At 53.5% G+C, this 26,780-nt stretch carries 27 protein-coding genes and 1 other RNA gene; 11 read left to right on the top strand and 17 right to left on the bottom strand.

The window, feature by feature from the left end; all coding sequences use genetic code 11:
- Positions 1–2: 2 nt before the first annotated feature.
- A complete protein-coding gene (gene hisA, locus BUB27_RS04405; RefSeq protein WP_143158323.1) occupies positions 3–767 on the bottom strand; it encodes a phosphoribosylformimino-5-aminoimidazole carboxamide ribotide isomerase in 765 nt (254 codons plus the stop codon).
- 75 nt (positions 768–842) lie between these two features.
- Here hisA and BUB27_RS04400 point away from each other — a divergent pair, with 75 nt between their 5' ends.
- Both BUB27_RS04400 and BUB27_RS04395 read left to right on the top strand, forming a co-directional pair.
- Positions 843–2,051 carry a formylglycine-generating enzyme family protein gene (locus BUB27_RS04400; RefSeq protein ID WP_143158322.1) on the top strand — a complete coding sequence of 403 codons (1,209 nt, stop codon included), beginning with the start codon at positions 843–845 and terminating at the stop codon, positions 2,049–2,051.
- Between the two features lie 51 nt (positions 2,052–2,102).
- Entirely contained in the window at positions 2,103–3,083 is a 981-nt protein-coding gene (locus BUB27_RS04395; RefSeq protein ID WP_234991660.1) for a KpsF/GutQ family sugar-phosphate isomerase, read from the top strand.
- Here the strand turns inward: BUB27_RS04395 and BUB27_RS19215 are convergent.
- Both BUB27_RS19215 and BUB27_RS04385 read right to left on the bottom strand, forming a co-directional pair.
- Positions 3,080–3,652, bottom strand: coding sequence for a sugar O-acetyltransferase (locus BUB27_RS19215; RefSeq protein ID WP_143158321.1), 573 nt, complete (start codon positions 3,650–3,652; stop codon positions 3,080–3,082). The two genes, BUB27_RS04395 and BUB27_RS19215, sit on opposite strands and share 4 nt — an antisense overlap.
- A gap of 76 nt (positions 3,653–3,728) precedes the next feature.
- Positions 3,729–4,922 carry a metallophosphoesterase gene (locus BUB27_RS04385; protein ID WP_159434799.1) on the bottom strand — a complete coding sequence of 398 codons (1,194 nt, stop codon included), beginning with the start codon at positions 4,920–4,922 and terminating at the stop codon, positions 3,729–3,731.
- Positions 4,923–5,102: 180 nt separating this feature from the next.
- Between BUB27_RS04385 and efp the strand changes: the two genes are divergently transcribed.
- Positions 5,103–5,663 carry an elongation factor P gene (gene efp, locus BUB27_RS04380; RefSeq protein ID WP_234991659.1) on the top strand — a complete coding sequence of 187 codons (561 nt, stop codon included), beginning with the start codon at positions 5,103–5,105 and terminating at the stop codon, positions 5,661–5,663.
- Positions 5,664–5,716: 53 nt separating this feature from the next.
- On the opposite strand, the gene BUB27_RS04375 is transcribed toward efp, so the two are convergent.
- The 4 genes from BUB27_RS04375 to BUB27_RS04360 all read right to left on the bottom strand — a co-directional run bounded on the left by BUB27_RS04375 (position 5,717) and on the right by BUB27_RS04360 (position 11,868).
- On the bottom strand, positions 5,717–6,637 hold the full coding sequence (locus BUB27_RS04375) for a YceI family protein (protein ID WP_143158319.1): 921 nt from the start codon (positions 6,635–6,637) through the stop codon (positions 5,717–5,719).
- Positions 6,638–6,665: 28 nt separating this feature from the next.
- Positions 6,666–7,340: a hypothetical protein gene (locus BUB27_RS04370; RefSeq protein ID WP_143158318.1), complete on the bottom strand. Its 675-nt coding sequence runs from the start codon at positions 7,338–7,340 to the stop codon at positions 6,666–6,668.
- A 56-nt stretch (positions 7,341–7,396) separates the two neighbouring features.
- Positions 7,397–8,785, bottom strand: a complete 1,389-nt coding sequence (locus BUB27_RS04365; RefSeq protein WP_143158317.1) for a phospholipase D-like domain-containing protein — start codon at positions 8,783–8,785, stop codon at positions 7,397–7,399.
- A gap of 65 nt (positions 8,786–8,850) precedes the next feature.
- Positions 8,851–11,868 (bottom strand): DEAD/DEAH box helicase, encoded by a 3,018-nt coding sequence (locus BUB27_RS04360; RefSeq protein WP_143158316.1) that lies wholly within the window; start codon positions 11,866–11,868, stop codon positions 8,851–8,853.
- Between the two features lie 124 nt (positions 11,869–11,992).
- Between BUB27_RS04360 and BUB27_RS04355 the strand changes: the two genes are divergently transcribed.
- Positions 11,993–12,781, top strand: a complete 789-nt coding sequence (locus BUB27_RS04355) for a ParA family protein (RefSeq protein WP_143158315.1) — start codon at positions 11,993–11,995, stop codon at positions 12,779–12,781.
- A gap of 21 nt (positions 12,782–12,802) precedes the next feature.
- Here the strand turns inward: BUB27_RS04355 and BUB27_RS04350 are convergent, their stop codons facing one another.
- Both BUB27_RS04350 and BUB27_RS04345 read right to left on the bottom strand, forming a co-directional pair.
- Positions 12,803–13,042, bottom strand: a complete 240-nt coding sequence (locus tag BUB27_RS04350) for a hypothetical protein (protein ID WP_143158314.1) — start codon at positions 13,040–13,042, stop codon at positions 12,803–12,805.
- Between the two features lie 113 nt (positions 13,043–13,155).
- A complete protein-coding gene (locus tag BUB27_RS04345; RefSeq protein WP_143158313.1) occupies positions 13,156–13,608 on the bottom strand; it encodes a hypothetical protein in 453 nt (150 codons plus the stop codon).
- Positions 13,609–13,848: 240 nt separating this feature from the next.
- Between BUB27_RS04345 and ffs the strand changes: the two genes are divergently transcribed.
- An RNA gene (gene ffs, locus BUB27_RS04340) (signal recognition particle sRNA small type) lies at positions 13,849–13,943 on the top strand.
- 19 nt (positions 13,944–13,962) lie between these two features.
- Here the strand turns inward: ffs and BUB27_RS04335 are convergent.
- The 4 genes from BUB27_RS04335 to BUB27_RS04320 form a co-directional block, all read right to left on the bottom strand.
- Entirely contained in the window at positions 13,963–14,550 is a 588-nt protein-coding gene (locus tag BUB27_RS04335) for a nitroreductase family protein (protein WP_143158312.1), read from the bottom strand.
- 69 nt (positions 14,551–14,619) lie between these two features.
- Positions 14,620–15,771 carry a 3-keto-disaccharide hydrolase gene (locus tag BUB27_RS04330; RefSeq protein WP_143158311.1) on the bottom strand — a complete coding sequence of 384 codons (1,152 nt, stop codon included), beginning with the start codon at positions 15,769–15,771 and terminating at the stop codon, positions 14,620–14,622.
- A 41-nt stretch (positions 15,772–15,812) separates the two neighbouring features.
- Positions 15,813–17,069, bottom strand: a complete 1,257-nt coding sequence (locus BUB27_RS04325; RefSeq protein ID WP_143158310.1) for a phospholipase D-like domain-containing protein — start codon at positions 17,067–17,069, stop codon at positions 15,813–15,815.
- A gap of 48 nt (positions 17,070–17,117) precedes the next feature.
- Positions 17,118–17,756, bottom strand: coding sequence for a DUF1287 domain-containing protein (locus BUB27_RS04320; protein WP_143158309.1), 639 nt, complete (start codon positions 17,754–17,756; stop codon positions 17,118–17,120).
- A 98-nt stretch (positions 17,757–17,854) separates the two neighbouring features.
- Here BUB27_RS04320 and BUB27_RS04315 point away from each other — a divergent pair, with 98 nt between their 5' ends.
- The gene (locus BUB27_RS04315; RefSeq protein WP_143158308.1) at positions 17,855–18,580 is read left to right on the top strand and encodes a hypothetical protein; all 726 of its coding nucleotides are present in this window, start codon (positions 17,855–17,857) and stop codon (positions 18,578–18,580) included.
- A 2-nt stretch (positions 18,581–18,582) separates the two neighbouring features.
- Here the strand turns inward: BUB27_RS04315 and BUB27_RS04310 are convergent, their stop codons facing one another.
- The 4 genes from BUB27_RS04310 to BUB27_RS04295 all read right to left on the bottom strand — a co-directional run bounded on the left by BUB27_RS04310 (position 18,583) and on the right by BUB27_RS04295 (position 22,467).
- Positions 18,583–20,214, bottom strand: a complete 1,632-nt coding sequence (locus tag BUB27_RS04310) for a M56 family metallopeptidase (protein WP_327289286.1) — start codon at positions 20,212–20,214, stop codon at positions 18,583–18,585.
- Between the two features lie 158 nt (positions 20,215–20,372).
- Entirely contained in the window at positions 20,373–20,768 is a 396-nt protein-coding gene (locus BUB27_RS04305) for a BlaI/MecI/CopY family transcriptional regulator (protein WP_143158306.1), read from the bottom strand.
- A 120-nt stretch (positions 20,769–20,888) separates the two neighbouring features.
- Positions 20,889–21,305 (bottom strand): (deoxy)nucleoside triphosphate pyrophosphohydrolase, encoded by a 417-nt coding sequence (locus BUB27_RS04300; RefSeq protein ID WP_159434798.1) that lies wholly within the window; start codon positions 21,303–21,305, stop codon positions 20,889–20,891.
- A 4-nt stretch (positions 21,306–21,309) separates the two neighbouring features.
- Positions 21,310–22,467, bottom strand: a complete 1,158-nt coding sequence (locus BUB27_RS04295; RefSeq protein ID WP_143158304.1) for a helix-turn-helix domain-containing protein — start codon at positions 22,465–22,467, stop codon at positions 21,310–21,312.
- A 181-nt stretch (positions 22,468–22,648) separates the two neighbouring features.
- On the opposite strand from BUB27_RS04295, the gene eda reads away from it, so the two are divergent.
- The 5 genes from eda to BUB27_RS04270 all read left to right on the top strand — a co-directional run bounded on the left by eda (position 22,649) and on the right by BUB27_RS04270 (position 26,767).
- Positions 22,649–23,266, top strand: coding sequence for a bifunctional 4-hydroxy-2-oxoglutarate aldolase/2-dehydro-3-deoxy-phosphogluconate aldolase (eda, locus tag BUB27_RS04290; protein WP_143158303.1), 618 nt, complete (start codon positions 22,649–22,651; stop codon positions 23,264–23,266).
- A 45-nt stretch (positions 23,267–23,311) separates the two neighbouring features.
- Positions 23,312–24,313: a sugar kinase gene (locus BUB27_RS04285; protein ID WP_159434797.1), complete on the top strand. Its 1,002-nt coding sequence runs from the start codon at positions 23,312–23,314 to the stop codon at positions 24,311–24,313.
- A gap of 28 nt (positions 24,314–24,341) precedes the next feature.
- Entirely contained in the window at positions 24,342–25,172 is an 831-nt protein-coding gene (kduI, locus tag BUB27_RS04280) for a 5-dehydro-4-deoxy-D-glucuronate isomerase (protein WP_143158301.1), read from the top strand.
- A gap of 90 nt (positions 25,173–25,262) precedes the next feature.
- Complete coding sequence (locus tag BUB27_RS04275; RefSeq protein WP_143158300.1) at positions 25,263–26,294, top strand: TRAP transporter substrate-binding protein; 1,032 nt, start codon at positions 25,263–25,265, stop codon at positions 26,292–26,294.
- Positions 26,294–26,767, top strand: a complete 474-nt coding sequence (locus BUB27_RS04270) for a TRAP transporter small permease (RefSeq protein WP_143158299.1) — start codon at positions 26,294–26,296, stop codon at positions 26,765–26,767. The genes BUB27_RS04275 and BUB27_RS04270 overlap by 1 nt, the downstream gene beginning before the upstream one ends.
- Positions 26,768–26,780: the final 13 nt, after the last annotated feature.

Genomic DNA, 26,780 nt, shown 5'->3' with positions numbered 1-26,780 from the left:
CTCTATCGTTCATTCCAGCTCACCAAATCCGCATACTTCACACCACTGCCCCCAAAGATATCCAGAGCACTGCCTACCGTAATGTCCACCTTGCCAGAGCTGTGTTTGTCCACGGCCTCAATGTCAGTCATTTGACCTACACCTCCTGCGTAAGTCATGGGAATCTTGCCCCAGTCACCAAGCAGCCCCACCAATTCCAGATCTACTCCACCACATAGTCCCTCCACATCCGCCGCATGAATGAGGTACTCCGTGCAGTATTCGGCCAAACCATCCAGAGAGTCCTTGGTCACGTCCACCTGGGTAAGGGTCTGCCAGCGGTTCATCGCTACAGTCCAACCTTGGGCGGTCTTGCGGCAACTCAGATCCACCACCAACTTGTCCCTGCCGATTTCTTGACTCAGCTGCTTGAGGCGATCCCAACTAAAGGTTCCATCCGCATCGAACAACCAACTGGTCACGATCACCTGGCTGGCACCAGCCTGCAGCCACTCGGCAGCATTATCGATCGTCACACCGCCACCCAGCTGCATTCCACCCGGCCAAGCCGCCAGCGCCGCCAGTGCCGCTTCACGGTTTCCTGGGCCCAACTGGATCACATGCCCACCTGTAAGATTGTCCTCTCGATAACGTATAGCAAAGTCTGCCGCAGACTCATCCGCTACGAAATTTTCCCGCAAGCCAACTCCATCATCAGACAATGTTCCGCCGACAATTTGTTTCACTTGGCCATTGTGTAGGTCAATACATGGTCTAAATTTCGTCATAGATTTCTGCGCCCGTCATTGATTAGTGTTCAGCACACAGAAGCAACTCCAGAACAAAGCGCAAGCACCAACACCATGAAAGCTTTTCCCACTCTCCTGAAATTCTCCCTTATCTCCTGCATAGCGTTGAGCGCCTGCAAGCAAGACCAGCAAGCTTCCTCAGACCAGGCTGAAACGACGGAGAACTCTCTCCCGAAAGGTCCAACAGAAGCACCCGAAGGCATGGTGTGGATTCCAGGTGGCACCTTCCTCATGGGCAACGACAAGGATCCCGGCAATCTCTCGATCTTCCTCGAGGGAACCGAAAAGATCCAAGATCCTGAGAGAAAAGCCGAGGTCATCGCCAGGATCACAGAAAACCATTTCGCGGAAGAAAAACCCGTCCACAAGGTCAAGGTGGATGGTTTCTTCATGGATGAAACAGAAGTCACCAACCGCCAGTTTGCCAAATTCGTCGAAGAGACTGGCTATGTTACCCTGGCTGAAAAAGGACTTTCAGCGGAGGAGTTTCCAAAAGCCCGTCCGCAGGATCTTAAAGGCGGCTCAAACGTCTTTACCAAGCCCCAAGAAGAGGTCAACCCGCGTTCTCCAGGCAGTGCTTGGCGCTGGTGGGCCTTTACTCCAGGTGCTAACTGGCGCCACCCGGAAGGTCCAGATTCAAGTATCGAAGGTAAAATGGATGATCCTGTCGTCTGCGTGAATTATGATGATGCCCAGGCCTACGCCAAATGGGCTGGCAAGCGCCTCCCCACCGAAGCCGAGTGGGAGCGTGCCGCGAGAGGCGGCCACGAGCAGCGCATGTACATCTGGGGTGACAGCGTGAAAAAGGACGGCAAATGGATGACCAACTGCTTCCAGGGTGACTTCCCGAACAAGATCGAAGCTGACGACGGCTTCACCTTCAGAGCTCCAGTCAAGAGCTACCCTCCGAATGACTACGGCCTCTATGACATGGCTGGCAATGTCTGGGAAATCTGCAGCGACTACTACAGCCCTTCCTATTTTCAGACACTTGTTGGCGAGACAACTGAGAACCCGAAAGGGCCTGAATCCCCGATTACCTCAGTCGAAGCTGACCAATTTAATGCCACAGGGACCTGCCCACCTCCTACACCTGGCGCTCACCCGCTTACCCACCTCAGAGTATCCAAAGGCGGCTCCTTTCTCTGCCATTTCTCCTACTGCCTGCGCTTCCGTCCGGGTGCCCGCCACTATCACGAGCCGATGACTCCATCTCACCACACCGGCTTCCGCTGCGTGAAAGATGCCCCAGTGAAGAAATAGCACGATTTATAGATCGCAAGCACGGCGAGAATCGTTCAATAATCACTCGCCGTGACGAAATCTGAAATGCTAGACCGGGCCAGACGCGTTGCCCAAATCGAAATCGACGCGATCCTCAATCTCATCGACCACCTCGATGACGACTTTGCCGAAGCGATCCAACTCCTTCAGCATGCGCTGGAAAACCGAGGTAAAATCATCGTCATCGGGATTGGCAAGTCGGGTAACATCGGCCACAAAATCGCCGCCACGCTGAACTCCACAGGATCCACGGCGGTCGTACTCAATTCCCAGAATGCCTTGCATGGTGATCTAGGAATCATTTCAGACGGGGATGCCGTCATTACCCTTTCCTACTCAGGTGAGACCGCAGAACTCCTTGAGCTACTGCCGCACGTAAAGCGTTTTGACGTCAAGATCGTCTCCATCACCAAGTCACGAGAATCCACCCTCGCGAAGCATTCGGACGTCACCCTCTGCACACCGATCCAGCGCGAGGCATGCCCACTGAACCTGGCCCCCACTTCCTCCTCCACTGCCGCACTGGTCATGGGGGATGCTCTGGCCATGGTTCTGCTAGATGCCCGTGGATTCACGGAAAGTGATTTTGCCAAATTCCATCCAGGCGGATCCTTGGGTCGCGCCCTTCTAACAACCGTGGCAGACATCATGCGCAGTGGCGACAATTTCGCCAAGGTGCTGCCATCCGCCACTATCACCGAGGCCATTGATGCGATGAGCGCAGCCCGCTCCGGTGCCTGTGTCGTCGTCCATCCAGATGAGACTCTAGCAGGCGTCTTCACTCATGGAGATTTCGCCCGCTCATTTCAGTCAGACAATGCCATCGGCTCGCTTCCTGTTAGCAACTTCATGACGGAGAATCCAATCACCGTAAAGTCAGATGCACTGGCAGCTGAAGCCGTGAATATCCTCTCCCATCACCGGATCGATGACCTGGTCGTGGTCAGCCCCAATGGACATGTCATCGGGCTGGTAGACTCCCAGGACTTGGCTCGCCTGAAGCTGATCTAGGATTTACCACTCACCCTGCAAGGGACTCCATAAGCCGTGGATCCACTGGGGATGTCACGCGTCACTACACTGCCCGCGCCGATCACGCAATCGTCACCGATGGTTACACCACCAATGATGGTCACACTGGCGCCTATCCACACCCGGTCACCGATGGTGACTGGCTTGGAACTGGTGACATAGCTTGCTTGGCCCTCTGCCACCTCCTTGAGCACACGCTCGCCGGAGGAAACAGGATGGTCCGCACAGCAAATTCTCAACCCGGCACCTATCAAGCCATCGCATCCGATTTTGATCCAATTGGAATCCTGGAAAAAGCACTGAGCGCCAACATACGTCCGCTCACCGATCGAGATATGCGCGCCATACTCGCAGTGGAAAGGTGCTTCCACCCAGACACCTGCTCCTAGCTCATGCAGGCATGGCTCCAGATAGCGCATGCGGTCTTTCTCAGCGATAGCCGCATTAAAATCCTGTATCACCTGACGACTCTGCCAGTAGAGCTCCAGCAACTCCGCATCCCTGGAATTGTAACTCTCCCCACGGAGCATCTTTTCTCTCTCGGTCATGATCCCATGATATAGATAATCCGGCACAGAGCTGCAAGGCTCTGGCCGGATTATCTAGATTTAAACTAGCTCGCGATTAGACCAAAGGTTTGAGGGAGACCTCTTGGGTCACCTTGCCGTCCATGTCTTTGACGACAAACTGAAGTCTCTCTTTGTTGGCGCCCGCGGTGATCAGACGGGCCTGCTTCATGCGTGGACCACCACCGACCAACTGGTCGTAAGGGAACTTCTCATCAGCCTTGATATGTGCCTCGCGATGCGTGTGGCCAGACACCACGATCTGTACCCCCCATTTGACAAGGATATCATTCCAGAGTTCACGGCTTCTTCTGCTGAAGTGGTCATAGCCGTGATCGGTACTCTCATCGATCCAGCGCAGCGGGATGTGGCAGAACACCACCTTGTAGGGAGCATTCTTAATCTCAGGTCGTTGGATCACTTTCTCCAGCCATTCCGCCTGGGCTTGTCTCATCGGCTCACAAGCCACGCGTCCGAAGAGATAAGGATTATCGTCATCCTTGTCTTCACCCGTATCCAGACAGATGGCGGCCACTGGACCACTGCGGAAGGCACACCAAGGAAGTCCTTCGGCAGTCGCGGCGTAATCCTCCACCTGATACGCATGGGTTCCACGCAGATCATGGTTACCACGAAGGAACACGAGCGGATGCTTGGCGGTAAAATCTTCTCCTTTGCCCGGAGTAATGAGAGTGGCGGCGACTTCTCCTTCCTTGTACCAGTCGTTGCTAGTATCCCCGTTCCAGAGCAGGAAATCACCAGCCGGAGTCATCTCCTGTAGCTTTGCGATGGTCTCATCCCACTTGTGGGTGTCATTCCATACCGCAAAGTTGGTCGAATCCTTGCTGCCATCGAGAGTGCGGAAACGTCTGATCTCCCCTTCTTCCTTTTTAGGTTCCTTGTGGTTAAAATTCTCTGTGATCACCCGGTAGTAATACTCCGTACCCGGCTCACAACCCTCCAGGCGGACCCTGATCACCTCTTTGCCAGCAGGGCGAATGCCCCAGTCGTCACCACGCTGTACCTGCCCTAGATCCTTGGTTTTCCCATATTCCACGTAGCCTTTGGCCAAGCCGCTCACACGCCAGACAATCTCCACGCCATCTTCCCGGGGAGCCATGACAGCAGGATGCCCTACAGCGAGAGTCTGAGCCTGCTTTTCGGCCTTCTCGGCGTCTTTGGCATTAACGGCAAGCGAACTGCCCAAAACGGATCCGAGAGCGGATAACTGGATAAAATGTCGACGTTCCATAAGCCTAATACTTACCCATCTACTGAGATTTTTCAAATGGCCAAATCGTTCTACCCTTGGCATTTTCAACCGAACTTGAATCTTGACACTTGGCCCTCAAAGCCCCCAACTCCACGCAACACAACGGGTCGCTTAAAGGCGGCCCATGGCAATTTCATCCAATATCCAACATTCAATATTATGGCTATCGTAGCAACCAACCTCAAAAAAGGTCAGTGCATCAAGTATGAAGGTGAGACTGGTGTAGTTCTCAACCTTGAGCACCGTACTCCAGGTAAAGGCAACGCTCTCATCGCTGCCACCATCCGTTCTTTCCAGACAGGTAAGACCAAGACCATCCGCTTCGCTTCTTCCGAAAAAGTGGACATCGTGGAAACTGACCGCCAGAAGCTTGAGTTCTCCTACTCAGACCCAGCAGGCTTCCACTTCATGGATCTCACCACTTATGAGACCATCACGCTTCCAACCACCATGATGGAAGATCACGTGGACTACCTTAAGGAAGGTCTCGAAGTCGAAGTACTTTTCATCGAAGGCAATGCGGTAACGGTTACCCTTCCTGCTACTGTTGAGCTCGAAGTGACTGAGTCCTCCGAAGGCCTCAAAGGCGACACTGCAAACAACCCGACCAAGCCAGCCACACTTGAGACAGGCAAGATCGTTCAGGTGCCTCTCTTCATCAAGCAAGGTGACGTTCTCAAGATCAACACAGAGGACGGCTCCTACCTCGGCCGCGCCTAAGCTGCTGCCCAGAACACATTTTCTAAAGCACTCTCCAGCCGGGGAGTGCTTTTTTATTCTTCAAGATCAGCGACGATCTTCACCTCCAGATCGATCAGATCATTAACCAGATGCCCGGCGAGACGGTTGAATAACTTGCCAGATCCGTAGTAGACACCCCAGCGTGTCCGGTCGATAGAGAAACTTGCCTGGGCGGCCACCCGCTTGCCGTCATCAGTGAATCCGGTCACAGCCTCAAAGGTTACCGGAGCCACCACGCCACGCATCTCCAGCTGCCCTTCAATCTCCATATTCGGAGCACCCGGCACACCATCGCGCAGCACCCTGCAGCGGCGGCTGAAAAACTTGCTCTCCGGATGGTTAAAGGAATCAAAAAAATCATCCCCCTTGAGGTGATCTATCAGCACATCATGTAGCTTGTCCCCTTCCAGATCATGGCAAGTGATCTTATTCATATCCAGATTGAACTGGACGGAGATCAGCTCGCCTCCACCAAACTCTAACAATCCAGCTTCTATAGCCACCTCACCTCGGTGCTTGTTGAGCAGATTCCTCCCCGTCCAGATCACCGAGCTTTCCTCAAGGTTCACCTTGAGAATCTGATCCCCAAGAAAGACTTCAGGTTCACAGGTCTCACTGCTTCCCATCGTCTCTTTCCCTGCCTTCTTCCATTTCTTGATACCGCCCAACCACTGATAGACATTCCGGTAACCAGCTTTGGACAACTTCTCAGCCGCCACTTCCGCCTCCAGGCTTTTCCTACCATGACCGTAGACACACAGCGGCGCCTCCAGGTCAGGAAAGCTTGCTTTCACCTCATCCAGAAAAACCACTTCAAAGACGCAATGGTTGATTGCCCCGGGGATATGCTCGCACTCGTAGTCATCTCTCAGCCTCACATCGATCAAATTAAGATCATTTGATTCTTCCAACTCTTCGACACTTTGAATCGTATTCACCATACCAAGCTTCATCTTAGCTTAGTGAAGCAAAGATGACAATTTACAAAACGTCCTGATACGCTCCGCTTTTCACCATCTCCACGAGTGAGTTACCAAGATCATCTGAAAGCATCGAACTACAGAGATTGAGTGCAGGAGGAATCTCTCCCACCACTTCCTTCAGGCAGTCCAAGCGCTTGCCACCACCGGCCACGATATCTTCGACTACCCAGGGGCTGGCCATGCCCACCTCATCAATCAACTGCATTTTGGTAAAGGCATCCAGCGCCTTCAGAAGCTTGGGCCCAAGAAGCTGAGGTGCCAGCTGATCACCCTCGTGCACCTCAATAATCCTCTCACAACTGTGGGCATAAAAATCCAGAAAGGCATTCCCAGGCTCAAACACACAGAGGGCATTGTGAATCCCTCGTCTTACCTTGCGGCTCTCCTCCACCCAGACTTCACGGCCAAAGGCATATCCATAGTCCAAGCTCTCAGGGAGCCGAAGTCGTTCCGGCTCGATGACCAGAACATCGGCATCCAGCCAGATGACCCTCTCGCAGCCATCCTGGATCGCTTGCTGGCAGAGTTTTAAGCGCCCTAAATCCACCAGCATCGGCCAACGCTCGCCCACCTTCTCCTTGAAATGCTCGGGCAAGCTAGCCAGCAAGGCATCATCATCCGCTAAGAAATACTCCCATCCATTCGAGTCAGCCCAGGACCTAACAGAACCCATGCAATCAGCTATCCAAGTGGGCACCTCGCTCGTTCTAAAGGACTGGATAACCCGTATCATAATTGGTCTACCACACTCTCAAGAATAGGATTGTTCCACCCCTGGGTCATTTGAGGTGTCACCCGTTTGGAGACCCGGAAATCCTTGTAAAACAATTGAGAAACCAAGGCATCCACCGCTCTCCGGTTAGAATACGAGATATTGATCTCCTCGTTGATTCTCATGCTCAAGCCATCATAATTCGCAGAACCCACACAGGCCCAATCATCCACCACGACCGCCTTCACGTGTGTAAACTCAGGGTACATATAGACCTTCGCCCCAGCATCGATCAGTTGCTTGGCCACGTCCCTGTTTCCTTTATCCAGCAGCTTGGAATCATTCTCCTCCGGAAAGACCATCCGTACATCCACCCCTCTGGCCAGAGCATCCTTCAACTCACGCACCAGACCATCCGAAGTAAAATAGGAATTCTGGATATAAACCCGCTTCTTGCTCATGCGAATGGCGGCTAGAATCGCCGACCTGATTTGTGCGGACTTGGCATCGGTCTTGAGAATACGGATCGGGTACTCACCACCTCGAGGATAGACCCGGAACGAATGATAATCATGGAAGGGCAACTGCCAGTCACCCCAGCCACCCTGCAAGATCCAGGCTCGATCAAAATCATTCTGTAAGGCGGTGACCACCGGGCCGCGCACCTTGACCATCATATCGTGCCACTCATAGCGGTACTCACGCCCCACGTTCATCCCCCCAAGATAAGCCACCTCTTGGTCGACAATGAAAAGCTTGGAATGATCCGTCACGAGGAAGGGATTTTTGGACTCCCTGACCTCCACCTTGTTCCCCTCGGTGAGGTAGCGATACATCGACTCAGGAGACTTGAAGCCATGATCCATTTTCGTCGCTGGTGGCGTCCACCAGCTTGCAATCGAACCCAGCTCATCCATCAGCACCCTGCAGCGCACCTTGTCCCCCTTGGATCTCAGCAAATCCGAATACCAGACAGCCACATCATCATTGTCATAGATGAAGACCCGGGTATCCACACTGCGCTTGGCCCCCTTGACCGTTCTCTCCAGATCATTGAAAAACGCCTTTCCATCGATCAAGTACTCCACCTTCCCCGGAATTGGCTCCGGCATTCCGATTTTGGTAAGAGCATCCTCGATGCTGTGCGAATTGCGATAGACCTCATCCATCTCTATCTGTGAGAGCAGCGGGTCAGCCGCGATTTGAAAGCGACTCTTCACCATCGACACCCCCTTGGAAGTGGTGGTCACTGGATTTCGCAGAATGGAGACGGCATGTCCCCGTACCACCACCTTGCTGACCGTCATCACCGGCACACTGACCGTCTTCAGAGCATCACGCTCATCGAAGAATTTCGTCTCAGGTACACTACAGGATGCTAGTAGCCCACAGGATAGTAGTGACAAATGAAGTAATCGCACCCTCACAGACTAACAGCATTCTCTCATATTACCAATCGAAACTCGCTCCATCACCCCAACAAGTCTCTCATCTCCTCAGCACTGATGCCGGACATCATCGGTTGCTCTTCGTCGCCGATGGCGGCACCGATCAGACCTTTCTTACGCTGCTGAAGTTTGAGGATTTTCTCCTCTACCGTTCCCTTGGCGATCAACTTGTATACCGTCACCGGCCTTGTCTGGCCGATACGGTAGGCACGGTCAGTAGCCTGGGCCTCCACAGCCGGGTTCCACCATGGGTCGAAATGCACCACCGTATCTGCAGCGGTGAGATTCAAACCATAACCACCGGCTTTCAAACTGATCAGGAAGGCGTCTGGCCCACCTTCTTGCTGGAACTTCTTCACCTCCCCGGCACGGTCACGTGTGGAACCATCCAGATAGGCATAGCTGATCCCCTCGGCATCCAAGGCTTGCTTGGCCAGACCGAGCATCTTGGTGAACTGACTAAAGACCAAGACCCGGTGTCCGCCACGCTTGGCTTCCTGCAGTAGCTCGACGAGCATTTCCAGTTTGGAAGATACTTCGGACAGGGCCTTATCCTCCACTCCGTCCATGCCTAACAGCCTCAAGTCGCAGCTCGCCTGTCTGAGACGTAGCAGCACGGTCAGCATCTGCATGCGAGCGCGGCCACCTTCCAGTTCATCGACCTGGCTGACGCCCATACGGTGTACCTCCTGATAGGCCTTCTTCTGCATATCACTAGGCTCGCACCAAAGTATCTGTTCCATCTTGCCTGGAAGATCTTTCGCCACCTGTGTCTTGGTACGGCGAATCATGAAAGGCTCCACCCGCATCCTTAGCCTGCGCATGATGTGTTCATCTGGTCGATTCCCCGACAGTGGTCCTTCATAGCGGTTTTTAAAATCCTCCCGGCTGCCGAGGTAACCAGGCAGCAAGAAGGCATAGAGCGACCACAAGTCCCTGACAGCATTCTCTACCGGCGTACCGGAGAGTGCCACACGAGCGTCGGACTGAAGCTGACGCAGCGCCTTCGCAGCCTGGGTATCCGGATTGCGGATCACGCTGGCCTCATCCAGCACCACAATACCGAGTTCGAGCTCACGGTACTTTTTCAGGTCTCGGGCAATCAGAGCATAGCTGGTGATGATGATATCCGCGCTATGCATCACCTCAAAGTAATCCTTTCTGCCTGGCCCGTGCATCACGAGTGCATTCATCCCGGGAATCCACTTGGCAGCTTCATCCGCCCAGTTCCCTAAGAGAGAGGTAGGACACACGACCAAGGAGGGCTTTCCTTTTCTGAGATGCAGCAAGGAGAGAGTCTGCAAGGTCTTACCCAGACCCATGTCATCCGCCAGCAGGGCAGCCCCCTCTTGCTCCACTCTCTCTGCCAGCCAGGCAATACCATCCTCCTGATAGCCCCGCAGGACAGGCCTGATGGTCTCCGGTAGATTTTCTAACACCGAGCGATCCGGCATCGGGGCTTGCTCACTGTGATAGTAATCCCTGACCCTACGCAAGAAGGCTCCTTGATTCTGCGGCACGTAGAACTTCCCGCCCTCCTGGCGAGGATCCGTATCTCTCAGTACCGACTCCACCATCTCGGCGTCAAAGCTAGAGATCACCACCTGCTTGCCATTCTTGGTGCGGGCTGACTTCTTGCCTGCCGCCAGCATTTTGCGGATCGCTTCCTTAGGAATTTCCTGCCCTGCATCTGTCTGGAATCCATAGTCAAAGGCCAGCCAATCCTCCCCGCTTCCGCTGACTTCAATATTCGGACGTACACGGACCAGGTTCCCCTTCAGAGCTCCCAGCTTGCCGCCCGTCCTGACCGTCCAGTCCTGCTCCAGCTTAGGCAGGGCATCGGTCAGGAAATCGATGACGGCATCATCTCCCCCGAGCTGCCAGCCTCCCTCGCTGTCCACAATCTGGAACCCGTAACGCATCAGCACCCCCGCAGCCTCATCTTCGGCCTCCCGGTTGCGCTCGATCCAGTGACCTTCACGTTTCGGGTCTTCCACCGGAAAGGCCATTTCCTCTCCCTGGAACAAGCCCAGACGTAGCTCGACACCCATCGCGTACTTTGCCGTCAACTTCGCCTGCAGCATCTGGGTGGAGCCATCCAAGACCAGATGGAACTCCGGAGTCCCCACTTTGACTGGTACTGCACCGAGCACACTATCGTCATCCCACACCGCCAGTGAGGACCACTGCGCCAGCTCCTTCATGAAACTCTTCATCGGGACAAACACAGGCAAGCCCTGCCCGAGTCTCTGCCACTGGCGGTCTGCCAGCACCCCGCTCACATCCACCACAGCCATCACATGCTGGTCGCGATCCCAAAGCCAAAGCTCTCCATGGGCATACCACACCTCGCCGTGCTCCAGCACGCTGGAGCAGATCCCCAGCTCCACCCGGTCCTCATCCAGCGCGATGTGCATGGGAATCGGCACCCCACTGGTCGAAATTCTCACTTCGTTCTCACCCGCAAAGACACGGCGATGGCCGTCCAGCACTTTCAGGAAATCCAGCGCCTGCTTGCCGCGCAAGCCCGCCATCGGCGGCACCTTCCCGCCAGCCTGCTGCTCCACCCACTCCGTCAGCGGCCCATCCCAGGCTTTCGCCTCCTCCTCCACCTTGGACATCCTGAGGCTCAGGCCTCCCTCCGGCAGACCTTTCGGAAACTGAGGTGGCAGATTCACCTGGATGGCCAGAGCATTCTCTATACGCGCTTTCTCGCTCGTAGCTGAGCCACGGCGCCCATTATCCGGGCTCTCGCTCGCTTCGCTCACGCCATGAATCACGCCCAGCATCACCGCCACGGCATGCTCACAAATCACGCCAGTCCTGCGGCAGGCAGGTCTTGGGCAGACCGTTTCTACATCAGTCTCACTGAGAATGCGCACGGTCACGCGTAAAGGCTTGGCACCACCAGCGATTTCACCGGTCACGAGGGGTCCGCGTTGCTCCGCTTTGACCACCACGCCTCGCTTAAACAGGTCTCTTCCGCCCTTCAGAGCCTTCCATCCGGCGGCTTGCCCCACCCATTTTTCATCAATATTCATCAACTGCGCGCTTTTTTATTTCGTGCCCGCACACATTTATGCAAACCTCTGCATCGTCTGCAAAGCAAACCTCTCTCCCCCTCACCAGCTTGCACGCAAACATTCCCTACAAACCATTGAAATAATGACTGTCGTAGCCATCGCCAACCAAAAAGGAGGAGTCGGTAAAACCACCACCGCTATCTCGCTTTCAGCAGCTCTAGCGGAAAAAGGTCAGCGCATCCTTCTGCTGGACTTGGATCCTCAGGCAAATGCGACATCCGGTATCGGCATCGAGCCAGACTCAGAAGGCTCCATGTACTACCCACTTCTCGGTGATGCGACGATTCAGGAAAAAATCGTCCCGACCCGCCTGGAAAACCTTTCCATCGTGCCTTCTGGCATGGACCTCGCCGGCGTGGAGATCGAACTCGCCCGCCGCGATGACCACCTGACCGCTCTCCGCCAGCTTCTCAATGAACTGAAGGAGCAAGCCTCCTACGACTACGTGATCCTCGACACTCCACCTTCACTCGGAGTGCTCATGACCTCCGCGCTCGCCGCTGCGGATGAAATCCTCATCCCGCTCCAGTGCGAGTGGTTCGGCCTGGAAGGTCTGGCCAAGATCGTCCACGTCATCGAGCAAATCCGTGAATCTGGCGCCGCCCCTGAGCTCAAGCTTGAAGGTATCCTCATGACTATGTTCGATGGCCGCACCAACCTTTCCCGCCAGGTCGTGGAAGAAGTCTCTAACTACTTCCCTGAGCAACTCTACGAGAACGTCATCCCGCGCACCATCCGCATCGGTGAAGCCCCATCCCACGGCATCACCATCTTCGAGCACGACCCAACCGGATCCGGCGCACGCTCCTACCGCGCCGTGGCCGAGGAATTCCTCATCCGCCACTCCTTCGTCGGCGAGCCGATTGCGTAAGCAAGCGTTGGTAAGATCAACTTACAGGGCTTCATGTGCCTCAGTCTCAGGTTCTGGATATACCTCCACCTGATACTTCTCTTGCAAGGCGCGCATCACTTCACCGACATGCTTGCCATGAGTCGCTGACTTCACTTCATGGTTCATCGAAGTGAATGTGTCTACAGCTACCTTATCTTGTCCGAAATGAATCCATATCCACGAGTCACACTGGAGACCTCCCTGCACGCGATCAAACCGCGATTCGAGAAAGGATAGCATTCCATCGTGCATCTCCTCATAAGGTTTTGAATAATGTATTTTGGCGAAAATCATAGTACAGTAGTGACTTTCTTCCGTGGGACGTCTTCGTGAATTAAGTAGTGTTACTTAAATTAGCGCTTCATAATAATCATATCGAAATCGTAAGGGAACCCAATGATCAACCAATTCCCATCAGTTGAGAAAGTTCCCGCTACCCAGTCGCCAGAGAAGTTCTCGAACGAATCGGTGAAGAGTTCGATTCCATCCTTATATACTTCAAAACGATTTTCAGACTCCACTACTCTCAATTCTTCCCCCTGTGGAGACTGACAACAAGCATCGCCCCCCATCAATCCAATGATTGGCCATAAACGATCATTGTAAGTCGCTACTCCGCGGTTTGGGTCGTAGAGATCGTATTCACAATATCTATTGTCATGAGTAACCTTAATCTCCTCTCCCAATTTCAAGAGATGCATCCCCTCATAAGAAATCACCAAAAGCTCACCGTGTTCATCTGGCACAGAAAAGCCTATCAGTCGCTCACAAATACGGGGTACTTCAACGTGTTTCCAGTCGGACATTTTAGATTGATTATTTAATTTAATCCCACTTGCCACAGATCTTCAACAAGACCTTGTGATCAGGCAGTAGTGGAGGCAAAAACGTTTCATGCCATGAACACTAAAGACTGGCACGGAGTAAGTCCATGCCTTTTGAAAGGCCTATTTGACCTAAGGATGACAGGTGGCTCGGAAGACAGTCTCCCGGCCGTTTCAAAGAAATAACTTGAAACTTCACCGCTCCAGCCGTACACCCAGCTCCGTCAGGGGCTGTGGAGTGACGGCAGGTGAATCCCGCCAGGCCTTAATCGGAGCAACGGTAGCTTGTCCGTTATTGCCGCAGTCCCCTGGCACTTTTTGTTTCTGGGCCTGGCTTTAGCCCACAAAGTGCACCTTCTCCATGGCGGCACCACGCTTGCTCACCGGCCACTCGAGGCCTTCTTTCGGCCAGCCGACGTAGAGCATGCCGAGGCATTTATCACCCTCTTCGAGCTGAAGAAACTTGGCGAAGCTCTCCCCGTAGGAAGCAGCAGGTGAGGACCAGAAAACCCCCAGCCCGATGCTGCTGGCAGCGAGGTGGAGATTCTGCACCGCACAGGCAGTGGCCTCCACGTCCTCGATCTCCGGCACCTTGCCTTTGGGATCCGGCTGCATGACGACGGCCACCACGGCATGGGCAAGCAGTGGGTTCTTCCCCATCTTTTCAAATTTCTCAGGACGATACTCCTCAACTGGAGTATCTGCGCGATAAGCTTCCTGCAATCCCTTCGCGAGAAGCTCTCTGGCCTCACCGCGATAGACCTTGAAGCGCCATGGCTCGATCATGCCGTGAGTCGGTGCCCAGTTGGCAGCCTCGAAGAGCTGCTGCCACAGCTCCTCGCTCACTTCACGGCTAGGCTCCATGAGAGCCGGCTTGATACTACGGCGCTGGGCAATCAGAGATCTTACGTCCTCGCTAATCATGCGCGCACCCTCCACGAGTCATCCTCCGCCGTCAAGTGACTTCAAAGAAGATGACGAGCCGGAGTCTCTCTACTTCACCAAAAACACGTTGGCGTAGTAGCCTTTCTCGCCAAGTGCGCTCAGGACAAGCTTTCCGTTTTCCAGCTTCAGCACACTATCCTTGGCAGCACCATCGAGAGTCCACTGGCCGGTCTTCAGATCGATTTCCAGTCTGTGCCCACCTTTGGCTACTTTGCCAGTCATCCCCTTTGCCTCCAACTTCACTGGAAGAGCTGGGAGTTCTGTAGCCGTGAAGAAATCGACCATGAGCTTGCCCTCTTTTGCCTCAAGAGCATGACTGATCTCTCCCTCAGCAGCGATGAGGCGATAATCAGCAGCTCTGAACTTAGCTCCCTCGCTGAGTTCCCACCCATCAAGATCGAGGCCGTTATAGAGAGGTGTCAGATTCACTTCGGCCGGGAGGACCGCTGCGACTTGCTTGGCATCGAGACCTTTCGGATCAGATTTGAGCTCTAGCACACGCATGTTTCTGAAATGCACTTCGCCACCTTCACTCTCGATCATGAGGTGTCCTTTGCGCGGGTTGATGTGGTAGCCACCACTGACCACCTTGCCATTCACTTCCAGCTGGATGGTGCCATCCACACAGAGAATGCGGTAGTGGTTCCACTCGCCGGTATCCTTGGCTCTGAAATCTAAGGGCACACTGCGCTGGCCACGCGCCCATATTCCAAAGCGTGGGTCCGGCGTCATTGTAGCACCATGAATGGCAAAGACGTCACCGTGGCGGGTGTACCAGTCGGTATTGTTATCAAAGTTACACACCTGCACTTCCACACTGCGGCTGAAGGGAATGGCGACGGATGGCAAGGCATCACTCCAGACGAAGAAGCCCGCATTGGCGCGCATGCCTTCGCGCTCCATGTGGCGCCACTCAAACTCGATCAGGCAATTCTCATAAACCTGCGCGGTGCGGATCACTCCTGTCGGCTTGCCAGTGCACACGAGCACTTCTTCTCCCTCTTTGTCCTTCTTGAACGCAAAGGTGTTCGGCGCCACGTTGCCCATCTTCCAATGCTTGAGGCCGAAATCGCCTTGAGGATCTTTCTCCAGCAGATCAACCCAGCCCTCTAATTGCTGAGGCTTGGTAGTCACCTTGTCTCCAGCTGAGGCAAGACCGACGGTACAGAGAAATGAGAGCAGAACGCGTGTGAATTTCATGCTCACTATACAAGGACTCCACACCTCAACTTGCAAGCTTTCTACAACAAGGGCATGGCTAACCAGGCAGACCACTGCCAAGGCAAAGCCCAGAAACTCACTTCAGCATCCTCTTCTATGGCTTTTTTACAGCGCAGCTTATCGCTCTCAAACATGGCTCGCTGCTCGCGAGCGAAGGCCTTGTCTAACACAGCGAGATTGAGCTCATCATTGGTAAACATGGAACGGGGATCAAAATTCCCCGAACCGATGATACTTAGCTTATCATCCACCACCATGAGCTTGCCGTGCATCATGCTAGGCTCGTAGATGTAGATCTTCACCCCGGCACGCAGCAGCTCCTTCCACATCAGCTTGGAGCCGATGAGGACATACTTCGCGTCGATCTTATAGCCCGGCAGAATCACTTCGACCTCTACACCGCGTGCACAGGCACGCTTCATGGCCTCCCGCAAATCCTTGGGCGGCAAGAAATAGGCATGCTCTATCAGAATAGAGGATTTCGCGGCATCGATCGCCGCCAAATAGGTCGATCCAATGGTATCCCCCTGCTCCAGTGGAGCTCCGAGAATCGAGACAGCCTCCATGCTGCCAGCCTTTCCGAGTCTCGGGAAGTAGGCCTCTCCTGAAAGTTCCCTACCTGTCAGTTCTTTCCAGTTATTGATAAACCCTCGTTGCAAGTCCGCGACGACCGGCCCTCTAACCTCGTATTGCGTGTCACGCCATTCACTCTCATTCCTGGCATCTCCTCGCCAGGCATGTGCGTGACCCGCGCCTCCAGTGAAACCCACTTTCCCATCCACCACGAGAATCTTGCGGTGATCCCGGTGGTTCGACCACAATGGTCTGAAATAGTTGAATGGCCTGTAGAGTTCCACTTCCACACCCGCCTCACGCATGGCCTGGATGTAGCGCTTGTCTAACTTCCGGCAACCCACTGCATCCAGAATGACATGCACCTTGACCCCAGCTTTGGAACGCTCAGACAGAGCCATCACCAGTTCATAGGTATCCTGGCTGTCCACGACGACAAAGCTCTCAAAGACGATCGTCTTCTTGGCCGCTTTCACCGCCGCCAGCATTCTTGGGAAGAAGCTATTGCCGTTCGTGAGAGTCTCTACCTTATTTCCATCAAGCCACTGGGATTTCCCCACTTTGGCAAATTGTTCCTTGAACTCCTTCGTTTGCACGGCAGGAGCCTTGCTGCCCAGTACCGCATGCGGGTTTGGCTGCAGACTTCCACAAGACGTCAGCACCCCGATGGCTAACAGGCCGAGATAGCATTTCCAGTCAATCACTAGGACTTTGATACGTGGGCTGCTCTGTGCGTCCAACCCTAAAATGCCTCACTTCACCCGATAGTGTCCGGTGAGCGGGTAGGTAAACAGGCAATCCTCTTCTTGGGTGCCCCCTCCAATATTGTGGATGACATAGGGCACTCCATCCTCATTCATGCGGTCACTGACGATCATGATGTGAGGACGGTTGCCTGCTACCGTGCAGGTCACCAAGTCACCTGGCTTGAAGCTCTCTTTCTTGTCCGTCACGGCGAGACTCCACCCCTGCCGTTTGAAATAAGTCCGCAAGTTCGGCACCCGGCGGTGATCGATGTTCTTGTCAGTGCTCTTGAGCCCCCAGCGCTTAGGGTACTTGCTGAAGTTCGCCTTCATATCCTTGTGCACCAGCTCCTGAAGATCTTTCTCCCAGGCCTTGCGCATCGCCCTGATCACCACATCCGTACAGACGCCCTTTTCAATAGGAATATCCCCCATCGGGTATTCTAGTCCGACATAGGCCGGATTGTATGAGGTGGTTTTTCCAATCTGCCAGAGAGCCGCATCCACGAACTTCTTCTGCTGGGGCCCCACTTCCACTCTCAGCTCCGTCTCGGCAGTACTCCGGTTCTCCCCACAGCTGATCACGGCACCACTCAGTGTCATCACACCAGCCAACAACACAGTCACTTGTAACTTTCTGCTCATCATACCTTATCTAGAGTTACTCACTCAAAATCTCTCTTCTCTCATTAAATCAAAATTTCCCCATGAAAATACCACTCCTATGTCTGCTTTTATTGGCAAGCATGAGCCTCCATACTTCCAGTGCAACAGAGAGCTCTGGTGACCAATCTGGATTTCTAGCTGCCGCGGCAGAATACGAACAGCTCGCGACAAAGGCTAGCAAAGATGGAAACCAAGAGACGGCTTCTATCTACCGAAAACTGGCAGCTATCAAACGGGATGCAGCCACCAGCCAAGGCGACTACGACTGGACAGAGTACTACGCCCTCAAGGCTAGACTCAGCCCGGAGAAAGGGAAGCAGAAGCCGAAAAAGTCCGAAAACGGCTTCATCAATGCCGCCAAGGAGTACGAGAAAAAAGCCGCGCAAGCCAAGAAATCCGGCGACACCCGGAAAGCTCAAATCTATTCGAAGATGGCGCAGATCAAACTTAAGGCCGCCGTATCCGGTGACGATTTCAACTGGGAGGAATACAATCAGCTCAAAGAGCAGTTAGAAAAGGCAACACTCATTAGCCCAAAGATGGCCAGCCTCAATTCACAGGCCAACGAACATCCCAAACACATAACAGATGACCCTAAAGGCGATCTTATCAAACTGGCTCAAGAACATGCCGCACAGGCAAACATCTCCTCGGAAGCAGGAGACAGCTATGCATCCCAGATCCACACCAGACTCGCAGCCATTCTTATTGATGCCGCCGCAAAAAGGGATGCAGACCAGAGCATCGACTGGAAGGAGTACCGCGAGCTCAAATCAGTGCTCACCAAGCACCACGCTACCGAATGAATTTAATTCTGCTGTTCCAGAGAGAAGTTCCCCTTCTTCACCATCTGGACCTCCTCCTGGCTCAGAGCCTTCTGATAGATGGCAAGATCAGACACGCAGCCCTCATAGTTATTCCCCCGGACAATCGGTGAGTCACTCACACCAAACATCCAGGTTTTGGTAGGCCAATCGGAGAGATCCGTGACGAAGAGCCGCTGCAGATGCTTCACTTCCACAGGCTCTCCATTCAAATACATCTCAGTTCTTGCCTCATTACCTTTGATCTTCCAGACCATCGCCAAGTGCATCCACTCATCCTCTTGCAGAGCCACAGTGGATCTAGCAGTCCCAATGCCGAAGTAGTTGAATGAGGGAAGCAAGCCTGGGTCATAGAGAAAATATTTGTTAGGTCCATAACGCGGCCCCGCTAGAATAATTTCCCTTTCGGCATAGTTGATAGCGCCGGTTCTTTCCGTGCCAATCCCCTTACTCCAGATTTGGTTAAACTCACCGCGCAAGAGTAGCCCCCCGCCATCACTTCCACTAGCAGGCTTGAGCCAGACACAAAAGGTGAAATCCTTTGTGGTCCAATCCGCATCAGGTGCACGGAAGGTGATGAAATCATCAACCCCATCCAGTGAGAGACAATCCCCGCGCTCTGGATCATTCACCCAGCTCGCACCATTGATTCTTCCATGGTGCCCTCCACCACTGGAATCCACGACGATATTGCCTCGGCCTAAGTTGAGTCGCCATACTGCCTTCAGACCTTCAGTGGGAGCTATCGTCTCAAACCCCAATTCATCATCATAGGGAGAAAAGGACACCAAGCCCATCGGCACCAGAGCTAACATGAACAAGGCAAAAAACTTCATCCGAGCGGCTTTGCTCAAGCTGTGCCTATCCGTCGCCTTGTTTAGCAGATACTTCACTCTGGGTTTGAGCTCCTTCGGTACGCCACCCTCAGTGCCGGCCAATGCCTTCCCTTCTGCCAAAAGTACTTCCCCATACTGTGCTGCAGAATAACCTGCATTGAGCACGGCATCATCACAGGCCATTTCCGACTTCTGATTATAACGACGCAGCGTGATCCAAAAACATGGATGAAACCAAAACAGAACTGAGATTAATTCCAGACACAAGCGCCCAAAGACATCCTTTCTTCTAATATGCTCTAGCTCATGGATAAGTACCATCTCACGGCTCTCCTTGGGCATCGCAGAAAACCCCTCAGGCAGCAAAATCACCGGCCTCAGAATGCCCACCGCCTGAGCTCCATGCACACGGCTGTTATACATCAACCACGGTTCACGTTTAATGCCCATCTTGGAACACAAACGCTTCAAGCAATGCAGTGTACACTCTCCATCTGCCACAGGACGCGAACCGATGAACCATAGCTTGGTGTTCATCGATCTCCATAATTTCGTCACCAACAACACAAGGGCACCAAGCAGCCAGATCGCCAGAATCACATCACCAGGATTAATCGACGAGGCACCCTGAAAGATGATCTCTGCCGGGTTTGCTGGCATCGGGTTGTTCCTTTCGAATTCCTCCAGTACCGGAATATTATCAGGAAAGGCTCCCGTGTGCTTCAAAAACGGGATAGTCAGCGTGATGTGAGGCAGCAGCCCATCCAAAAACGGGCTCAAGGGGACATAGATTACTGCACAAGCCAATAGCAGGCTTATGACGGATGCTGATGTACGTCTGGAGGCCCAGACAGCTAGTAATACCAGCGGCAGTATTACGAGAGCTTTCAGGGCAACCAGGACCAGCCAATGGTATGGGTCACTGGGCACCTAGGATTCTACGCTTGATCATCTTCAGAACTAACATCCTGAAGAAGTTTTTCAAGAGAAGCAAGTTCCTGGTCATCAAGCTTACCACCTTCTTTCTGCATGAAAGTAGCAATACCAAGGGTTGGAGAGCCGGCAAAGAAAGACCCAAAGATCTTCTTCATGAATTTCAAGCCCACCTCTGTCGTGTTCGCGACAGGTTTGTAGAAGTACTTGTTTCCTCTGTTCTCCATGGTGAGGAATCCTTTTTCCTCGAGAATGGAAAGATAGCGGCGTGCACCAGAATAAGAAATCGGTGTCTCAATCTCGTTTTTCACCGTCTCCGCGCAGACCTCTCCGTGTTCATGCACCAAGTACATGACTTCTCTTTCTCGACGGCTTAGTTGATCAAACTCTGGCTGGTTCATAACTGATTGAAATTGGGTTACCTGCGATATCTCTCAATAGCAAGTAGAATTCATATACGTCAACAGTGCAAACTTTTTTACACTAATGCGGAAATTTGTAGATTTTTCTAATACTGGAAGTTACGAGGATAGCAGCAACTCATTGGCGATTTCCCGATCTGCGCAGGCCAGGTCCAGGTTGTTCAATTCCGATGACTCCACCCAAGAGATCGCAGCATGCTCCAAAGCTCTCGGCAGGTCCTCACCCAAACTGCATACGAAAGGATGCAAGCGGATCGTCAGTGACTCGTAAGCATGAAGGACAGGAGATAACTTTCTGCGTATCAGCACCTCACAGTCCAGTTCCTCATGCATTTCACGATGTAAAGCCTCTTCAAAGCTCTCGCCAGCATCCACCTTGCCACCGGGAAATTCCCATTTTCCAGCCAGCATCTTACCTTCAGGACGCTGACAAACGAGAACCTTCCCCTGCTGATCGAAGAGAACGGCACAAACCACCTCCATGATCCGGGCTTCACTGGAAATCTCGGCAGACATTCTACTATCGGTGGGCATCGCGGAAAGCACCCGGAGTCATACCAGCTTCACGCTTGAAGAAGACCATGAAGGCACGTCTATCCATAAAGCCCACTTTGGGTGCGATCTGGGTCAGAGGTAGATCCGTCGTGAGCAAATGCTCTTTCGCCAGTTCCAGTCTGACCTTGCGGATCTCCTGGGCTGGGGATCTTCCAGTAAGGGCGGAAAAGCGTTTCTCAAAGGTACTGCGGGAAACATTCAGTTCATCCACGATCTGATCCACGGTAACCCCTTCTGCAGCCCGTTCGCGAATCAAGTTTCTCGCCCTCAAGACTTCGATATCATTGGCCTCATCCCCCACGGTAGAGCCACGGACACGGACACCCAGAACGGGCATCACCGCATTTCTCTCCTCAAGCTCTTGGCCGGTAATCAGACGGTAGAGCATTTCCATCGCAGTGGATCCCTGCTCTTTATCCTGCAGCATGATACTGGAAAGTGGTGGGTCGCAAAGCTTGGCATCCACAGAATCAAAGCATCCGAGAATCGCCACTTGGTTCGGGACACTGTAGCCCTGCTTGATCACATAGTCATTGATCACACGACCGCGGCGATCATGCGTGCTGTAGATCCCAATCTTCCCTGTTGCGTTCTCAAGCAACTCACGCAGACCTGGCACGATGCTTTCCAGATCAGCAGCATCTGAGGCATCCAGCTGCTCTGGAAACTCCAGCATATGATAGCGGATCCCTTTCTTTTCGGCTCGTGTCCTGAACAGCTTATCAATAAGGCCAAGTAGTGGTCCCCCCTTCGTTCCGGCATAAAGAATTTCCTCACATTCGATCGCGCCGAAGTGATCCATCGCCGCATCAACGATACTTGAATAGTCCGCTGCAATGGAAGGATGCAGATGGTGGCGCGTATGAATGAGGTTTACCACCGGCACATCCAAGTGCTGGATCCATCCATTGGGATCATTATCTTCTTCACTGACCATCGTGAGAATACCATCCGGTTGCCATTCGTCCGTAAACACATCGTCTTTCTGAACTTGGTACAGCGGGAAACTGCGGAAGGCACATTTGTCCCTAAGTCCTGGTAATGAGAGGATACCGTTGATCAGCTTGAACGGCCTCTCATAGGAATTCTCAAAAATAATCGCGATGCGCTTTTTCTCATCCATGAAATGATTTGTGCCATATTCGACGCAGTAAATCTACTAAAATTGACGCAATTTATTAAAATTACCCTCAAAAAATAGCCTAACCTTCAAAAATCTGTATTATGAATTAATAAATGCTTAACATCTTCAAGACCTTCGTTTACACAAAAACCTGTAACACCGATTTCCACCCGACAATCCCGTGACCATTGATTTACCAACAAAAATCGTCCCAGTGATTATCATCGATAATCCAGAGACAGCCAAACCTCTGGGAGAAATTCTACTCGAAGAGAATTTACCAGTAGCCGAGGTTACCCTGCGCACACCAGCGGCGCTACAAAGTCTGGAGATCATGGCCGGACTGGAAGGCCTCACAGTCGGTGCCGGAACAGCTATCACCAAAGAGCAAGCCGAGGCTGCCTACCATGCAGGCTCGAAGTTTATTGTGTCTCCAGCCCTTCACTGCGAGGTGATCGAGTACTGCCAGAGGGCGGATGTTCCAGTGATTCCGGGAATCGCGACGCCATCTGAAATCGCCCAAGCCATGAGATACGGCCTGAATCTGCTGAAGTTTTTCCCCGCTGAAGCACTCGGCGGAGCCTCAGCGCTCAAGGCCATCACCTCGGTGTATCCCGAAATCGGGATCATGCCCACAGGCGGCATCACTCCCGCCAATGTCGGAGAGTACCTCTCCCTCCCCTGCGTCAGAGCCTGTGGAGGATCCTGGATGGTCCCTAGGGATCTGCTCCAGCAGGAAAGGTTCGACGAAATCCGCGCCCTCGTCCGCGAAGCCGCAACCCTCAGTTCAGCAACTTAATTTTAGATTCTTCCCACACTTATGTTTCTTTCACTAGGCGAAATCATGCTTCGTTTCTGCTCCGGCGAATTACCGCTCCGAGCAGCCAAAACGTTTCACTTCAGCGAAGGTGGCGGCGAATACAATATCGCTCGCTCCCTGTCTCGCTCCTTTGGCGAATCCACCGGGATCGCCACGGCCATGGTCGACAATGAAATCGGCCACCTCGTACATCATTTGATCCTCTCTTCGGGGGTAGACACCTCGAACATCATCTGGAGGAAGTTCGATGGCGTTGGCCGCGAATGCCGCAACCCGCTCTACTTTGCAGAGCGCGGCTTCGGCTACCGCTCACCCAAAGCCACCATGGACCGCGGCCATTCGGCACCGGCTCAGCTGGCTCCCGGTGACTTTGACTGGGACACCCTCTTCTCCTCTGGCGACATCACCTGGTTCCACACCGGCGGCATCTTTGCTGGACTTTCAGAGTCCACTTCTGAACTCGCACTGGAAGCCATCCAATGCGCCAGAAAACACGGCATCACGACCTCTTACGACCCAAACTACAGGGAATCACTCTGGATGAGCCGTGGTGGCCCGAAGGCCGCAGCGGAAGTGAACCGGGCCATGGCTCAGCACACCGATGTCCTCCTCGGAGTCTCCCCGATTTTTCATGAGGCACACCCTCCGCTGGAATGCAGGGAGCTTATTTCCCTCATGGAAGATACTGCTGCGCAGCTACCGAGCGTCAAGACCATCGCAGCCTCCTCACGGGTCATTCATTCCGCCTCAATGCACGACTACTGCGCCAAGGTCTGGCACAACGGAGAGATTTACCACTCCGACCAATACAAGAATGCCCAGGTTCTTGACCGCATTGGCTCAGGAGATGCCTTTGGTGCTGGCATGATTTATGGTTTAATGCACGGCAAAGCACCTGATGAAGCAGCGAATATTGGTTGCGCCAATGCCGTGCTGACCATGTCCACCCCCTGTGACTCTACCCTCTGCTCAAAAAAGGAAATCCTCTCCCTCGCGGCAACTTCTACTTCACACGAACTCCGCTAACTTCTATTGATAGACTGTCCTAACACTTATGAATAACCATCGCACATCTTCCATCGAGACTTATCCAAACTTCTGTACCGAGGATCTCCGTGACTCGTACGTACTCGATTACCTCTTCACAGCTGGTGAGCTTCAGCTTACCTACACCGATCTCGATCGCGCCATTGTAGGCTCCGCTGTACCGACTGACTCTGCACTACCCCTACCCGCAGGTGACCAGCTCCGTGCTGACTTCTTCTGCCAACGCCGTGAGCTTGGCGTCATCAATCTCGGCGCCGCCGGTACCATCACTGTAGACGGTACTAGCTACCCGATGGCAAACCGCGAGTGCCTCTACATAGGCCGCGGTTCCCAGGAAGTCAGTTTCTCATCAGACGATGCCAGCAGCCCAGCTCAGTTCTATCTGCTGTCTTACCCGGCGCATGCGGATTACCCGACCACCCACGCCAAGATCGAAGATGCCAACAAGCTCGAGCTAGGATCACAGGCGGATGCAAACGAGCGTCACCTCTTCCAGTACATTCATGAGAACGGTATCCGTTCCTGCCAGCTTGTCATGGGATTCACCGTGCTCAAGAACGGCTCCGTATGGAACACCATGCCTCCGCACACTCACGATCGCCGCTCCGAAGTCTATTGCTACTTCGACATCGCAGAAGGTCACCAGGTTGCCCATTTCATGGGTGAACCACAGGAGACTCGCGTGCTCTGGATGCAGGAGAAGCACGTCGCCCTCTCACCATCCTGGTCCATTCACTGCGGTGCGGGCACCAACTCCTACGCCTTTGTCTGGGGCATGGGCGGTGAAAACCAGCGCTTCGATGATATGGACGGATTCCCTATCACCGATCTGCGCTAAGCATCCCTTTTCTCAGCACCCTTCCAGCGGGATCGGAAGGGTGCAAACCCAACCCGGCCGTCTATCACCGGCCACCCTCTATCACTCACTATGAAAAAATCCCAACTCATCCTAGGAATCCTCCTGGGCGCGCTGCTTGCGTCCGGTTTATTCGCCTATCTGGGAAAACAGCAGCTATCAAGCAGCTCTACCGGTAGCAGCCAGCAAAGAGAACTCAGCATTGCCCATACCCTGCCCACCTCTCATCCGGTTCATCAGGGAATCGAGCGCTTCGCCAAGCGGCTGGAAGCCCTCTCCGGAGGCCAGATGACCTGCACCATTTATCCATCCGGCCAACTGGGCTCAGAGACCCAGTACCTGGAAAAGCTTCAGTCCGGCTCCATCGATATCGCCAAGACATCTGCTGGCCCGATCGCCAACTTCGTTCCCCGCATGCAGGTCTTCTCCCTCCCTTATCTCTTCCGTGACCGCGAGCACTACTGGAAAGTACTCGATGGTGAAGTGGGCCAAGGCATGCTCGACAAGCTCTCCGACCGAGGCGAAGGCAAACCCTCTGGCATCCAAGGCATCTGCTTCTATGACGCAGGCTCACGTAACTTCTACACCAAAGAGCCTGTCACCAAACCGGAAGACCTCAAGGGCATGACCATCCGTGTGATGAAAGACCCGGTCGCCATTTCCATGATGGAAACCTTTGGCTCTACTCCCAAACCTATGCCGGGTGGCGAAATCTACTCAGCCCTCCAGCGCGGTAATATCCAGGGCGCGGAGAACAACCCGCCCACTTTCATGAAGGACAGCCACTGGGAGGTCTGCAAGCACTTCACCTTCGATCATCACTCCCGTATTCCTGACGTCCTCTCCATGTCCTCCAAGACCTGGAACAAGCTCACAGACCAGGAGAAAGAGTGGATCAAAACAGCCGCACGTGAGTCCTCACTCTTCCAGAGACAACTTTGGCAGGAACAATCCGATCTCGCAACTGAAGCGATGAAAGAGAAAGGAGTCACGATTCACAGACCTGACCCTGCCCTATTTGAAAAGGCGGCGTCCGCTACCTCCTCTCAGTTCATGAAAGGCGAGGTGAAGACTCTAGCAGAACAAATCAAGTCCACCCAATAATGCTCAAGCTCCTCCGTATCATCTGCGCGGTCTGTTTGACCTCCCTGCTCGTGACTGTCTTGATGGTCATTCTCAAGCTTTTCACTTGGACTTCGGAGTTCTCCGAATTCATGCTGGTCTGGACAGTCATGCTCGGTGGGGCGCTCGCCTATGCGGAGAACTCACACCTGGGACTGGACATTCTGGTGGAGAAGTTTGATGACGCCACCAGAAGAATGGCTCTCTTCATCAGCCATTTCCTGATCCTGGTCTTTGCAGCCTCCGTCCTCCTCTACGGCGGGACCAATCTCATGTTAGAACGCTTTTCTATGGGGCAACTCATGCCCTCCCTCGGCATCTCCAAGGGCTGGCTCTATCTCTCACTGCCTATCGCTGGTGTCTTCATCTGCCTATCTGCCCTTGCGAATCTTCTGCCCAAGAAAGATGGAAAAGCGCAGCCACACTCCACGGTCTCAGACGTGGAAAACTCCTAAAAAGAATTCCTCA

Origin of the sequence: Rubritalea squalenifaciens DSM 18772 (genome assembly GCF_900141815.1) — a bacterium.
In the GTDB taxonomy this organism is placed as follows: domain Bacteria; phylum Verrucomicrobiota; class Verrucomicrobiia; order Verrucomicrobiales; family Akkermansiaceae; genus Rubritalea; species Rubritalea squalenifaciens.
The sequence above is the reverse complement of the archived record's forward strand: the minus strand, read 5'-3'. Positions and strand labels throughout refer to the sequence as shown.

Bases quoted from the DNA above. Each gene is read 5' to 3' on its own strand.
- BUB27_RS04315 (WP_143158308.1), top strand. From the start codon at position 17,855: ATGAGCCTCCATACTTCCAGTGCAACAGAGAGCTCTGGTGACCAATCT.
- BUB27_RS04300 (WP_159434798.1), bottom strand. From the start codon at position 21,305: ATGTCTGCCGAGATTTCCAGTGAAGCCCGGATCATGGAGGTGGTTTGT.
- BUB27_RS04375 (WP_143158319.1), bottom strand. From the start codon at position 6,637: ATGAAGCTTGGTATGGTGAATACGATTCAAAGTGTCGAAGAGTTGGAA.
- BUB27_RS04285 (WP_159434797.1), top strand. From the start codon at position 23,312: ATGCTTCGTTTCTGCTCCGGCGAATTACCGCTCCGAGCAGCCAAAACG.
- BUB27_RS04360 (WP_143158316.1), bottom strand. From the start codon at position 11,868: ATGAATATTGATGAAAAATGGGTGGGGCAAGCCGCCGGATGGAAGGCT.
- BUB27_RS04400 (WP_143158322.1), top strand. From the start codon at position 843: ATGAAAGCTTTTCCCACTCTCCTGAAATTCTCCCTTATCTCCTGCATA.
- BUB27_RS04385 (WP_159434799.1), bottom strand. From the start codon at position 4,922: ATGGAACGTCGACATTTTATCCAGTTATCCGCTCTCGGATCCGTTTTG.
- BUB27_RS04370 (WP_143158318.1), bottom strand. From the start codon at position 7,340: ATGGGTTCTGTTAGGTCCTGGGCTGACTCGAATGGATGGGAGTATTTC.
- BUB27_RS04270 (WP_143158299.1), top strand. From the start codon at position 26,294: ATGCTCAAGCTCCTCCGTATCATCTGCGCGGTCTGTTTGACCTCCCTG.
- BUB27_RS04335 (WP_143158312.1), bottom strand. From the start codon at position 14,550: ATGATTAGCGAGGACGTAAGATCTCTGATTGCCCAGCGCCGTAGTATC.
- BUB27_RS04355 (WP_143158315.1), top strand. From the start codon at position 11,993: ATGACTGTCGTAGCCATCGCCAACCAAAAAGGAGGAGTCGGTAAAACC.
- BUB27_RS04350 (WP_143158314.1), bottom strand. From the start codon at position 13,042: ATGCTATCCTTTCTCGAATCGCGGTTTGATCGCGTGCAGGGAGGTCTC.
- BUB27_RS04305 (WP_143158306.1), bottom strand. From the start codon at position 20,768: ATGAACCAGCCAGAGTTTGATCAACTAAGCCGTCGAGAAAGAGAAGTC.
- BUB27_RS19215 (WP_143158321.1), bottom strand. From the start codon at position 3,652: ATGACCGAGAGAGAAAAGATGCTCCGTGGGGAGAGTTACAATTCCAGG.
- BUB27_RS04320 (WP_143158309.1), bottom strand. From the start codon at position 17,756: ATGATGAGCAGAAAGTTACAAGTGACTGTGTTGTTGGCTGGTGTGATG.
- kduI (WP_143158301.1), top strand. From the start codon at position 24,342: ATGAATAACCATCGCACATCTTCCATCGAGACTTATCCAAACTTCTGT.
- hisA (WP_143158323.1), bottom strand. From the start codon at position 767: ATGACGAAATTTAGACCATGTATTGACCTACACAATGGCCAAGTGAAA.
- efp (WP_234991659.1), top strand. From the start codon at position 5,103: ATGGCTATCGTAGCAACCAACCTCAAAAAAGGTCAGTGCATCAAGTAT.
- BUB27_RS04295 (WP_143158304.1), bottom strand. From the start codon at position 22,467: ATGGATGAGAAAAAGCGCATCGCGATTATTTTTGAGAATTCCTATGAG.
- BUB27_RS04330 (WP_143158311.1), bottom strand. From the start codon at position 15,771: ATGAAATTCACACGCGTTCTGCTCTCATTTCTCTGTACCGTCGGTCTT.
- BUB27_RS04345 (WP_143158313.1), bottom strand. From the start codon at position 13,608: ATGTCCGACTGGAAACACGTTGAAGTACCCCGTATTTGTGAGCGACTG.
- BUB27_RS04275 (WP_143158300.1), top strand. From the start codon at position 25,263: ATGAAAAAATCCCAACTCATCCTAGGAATCCTCCTGGGCGCGCTGCTT.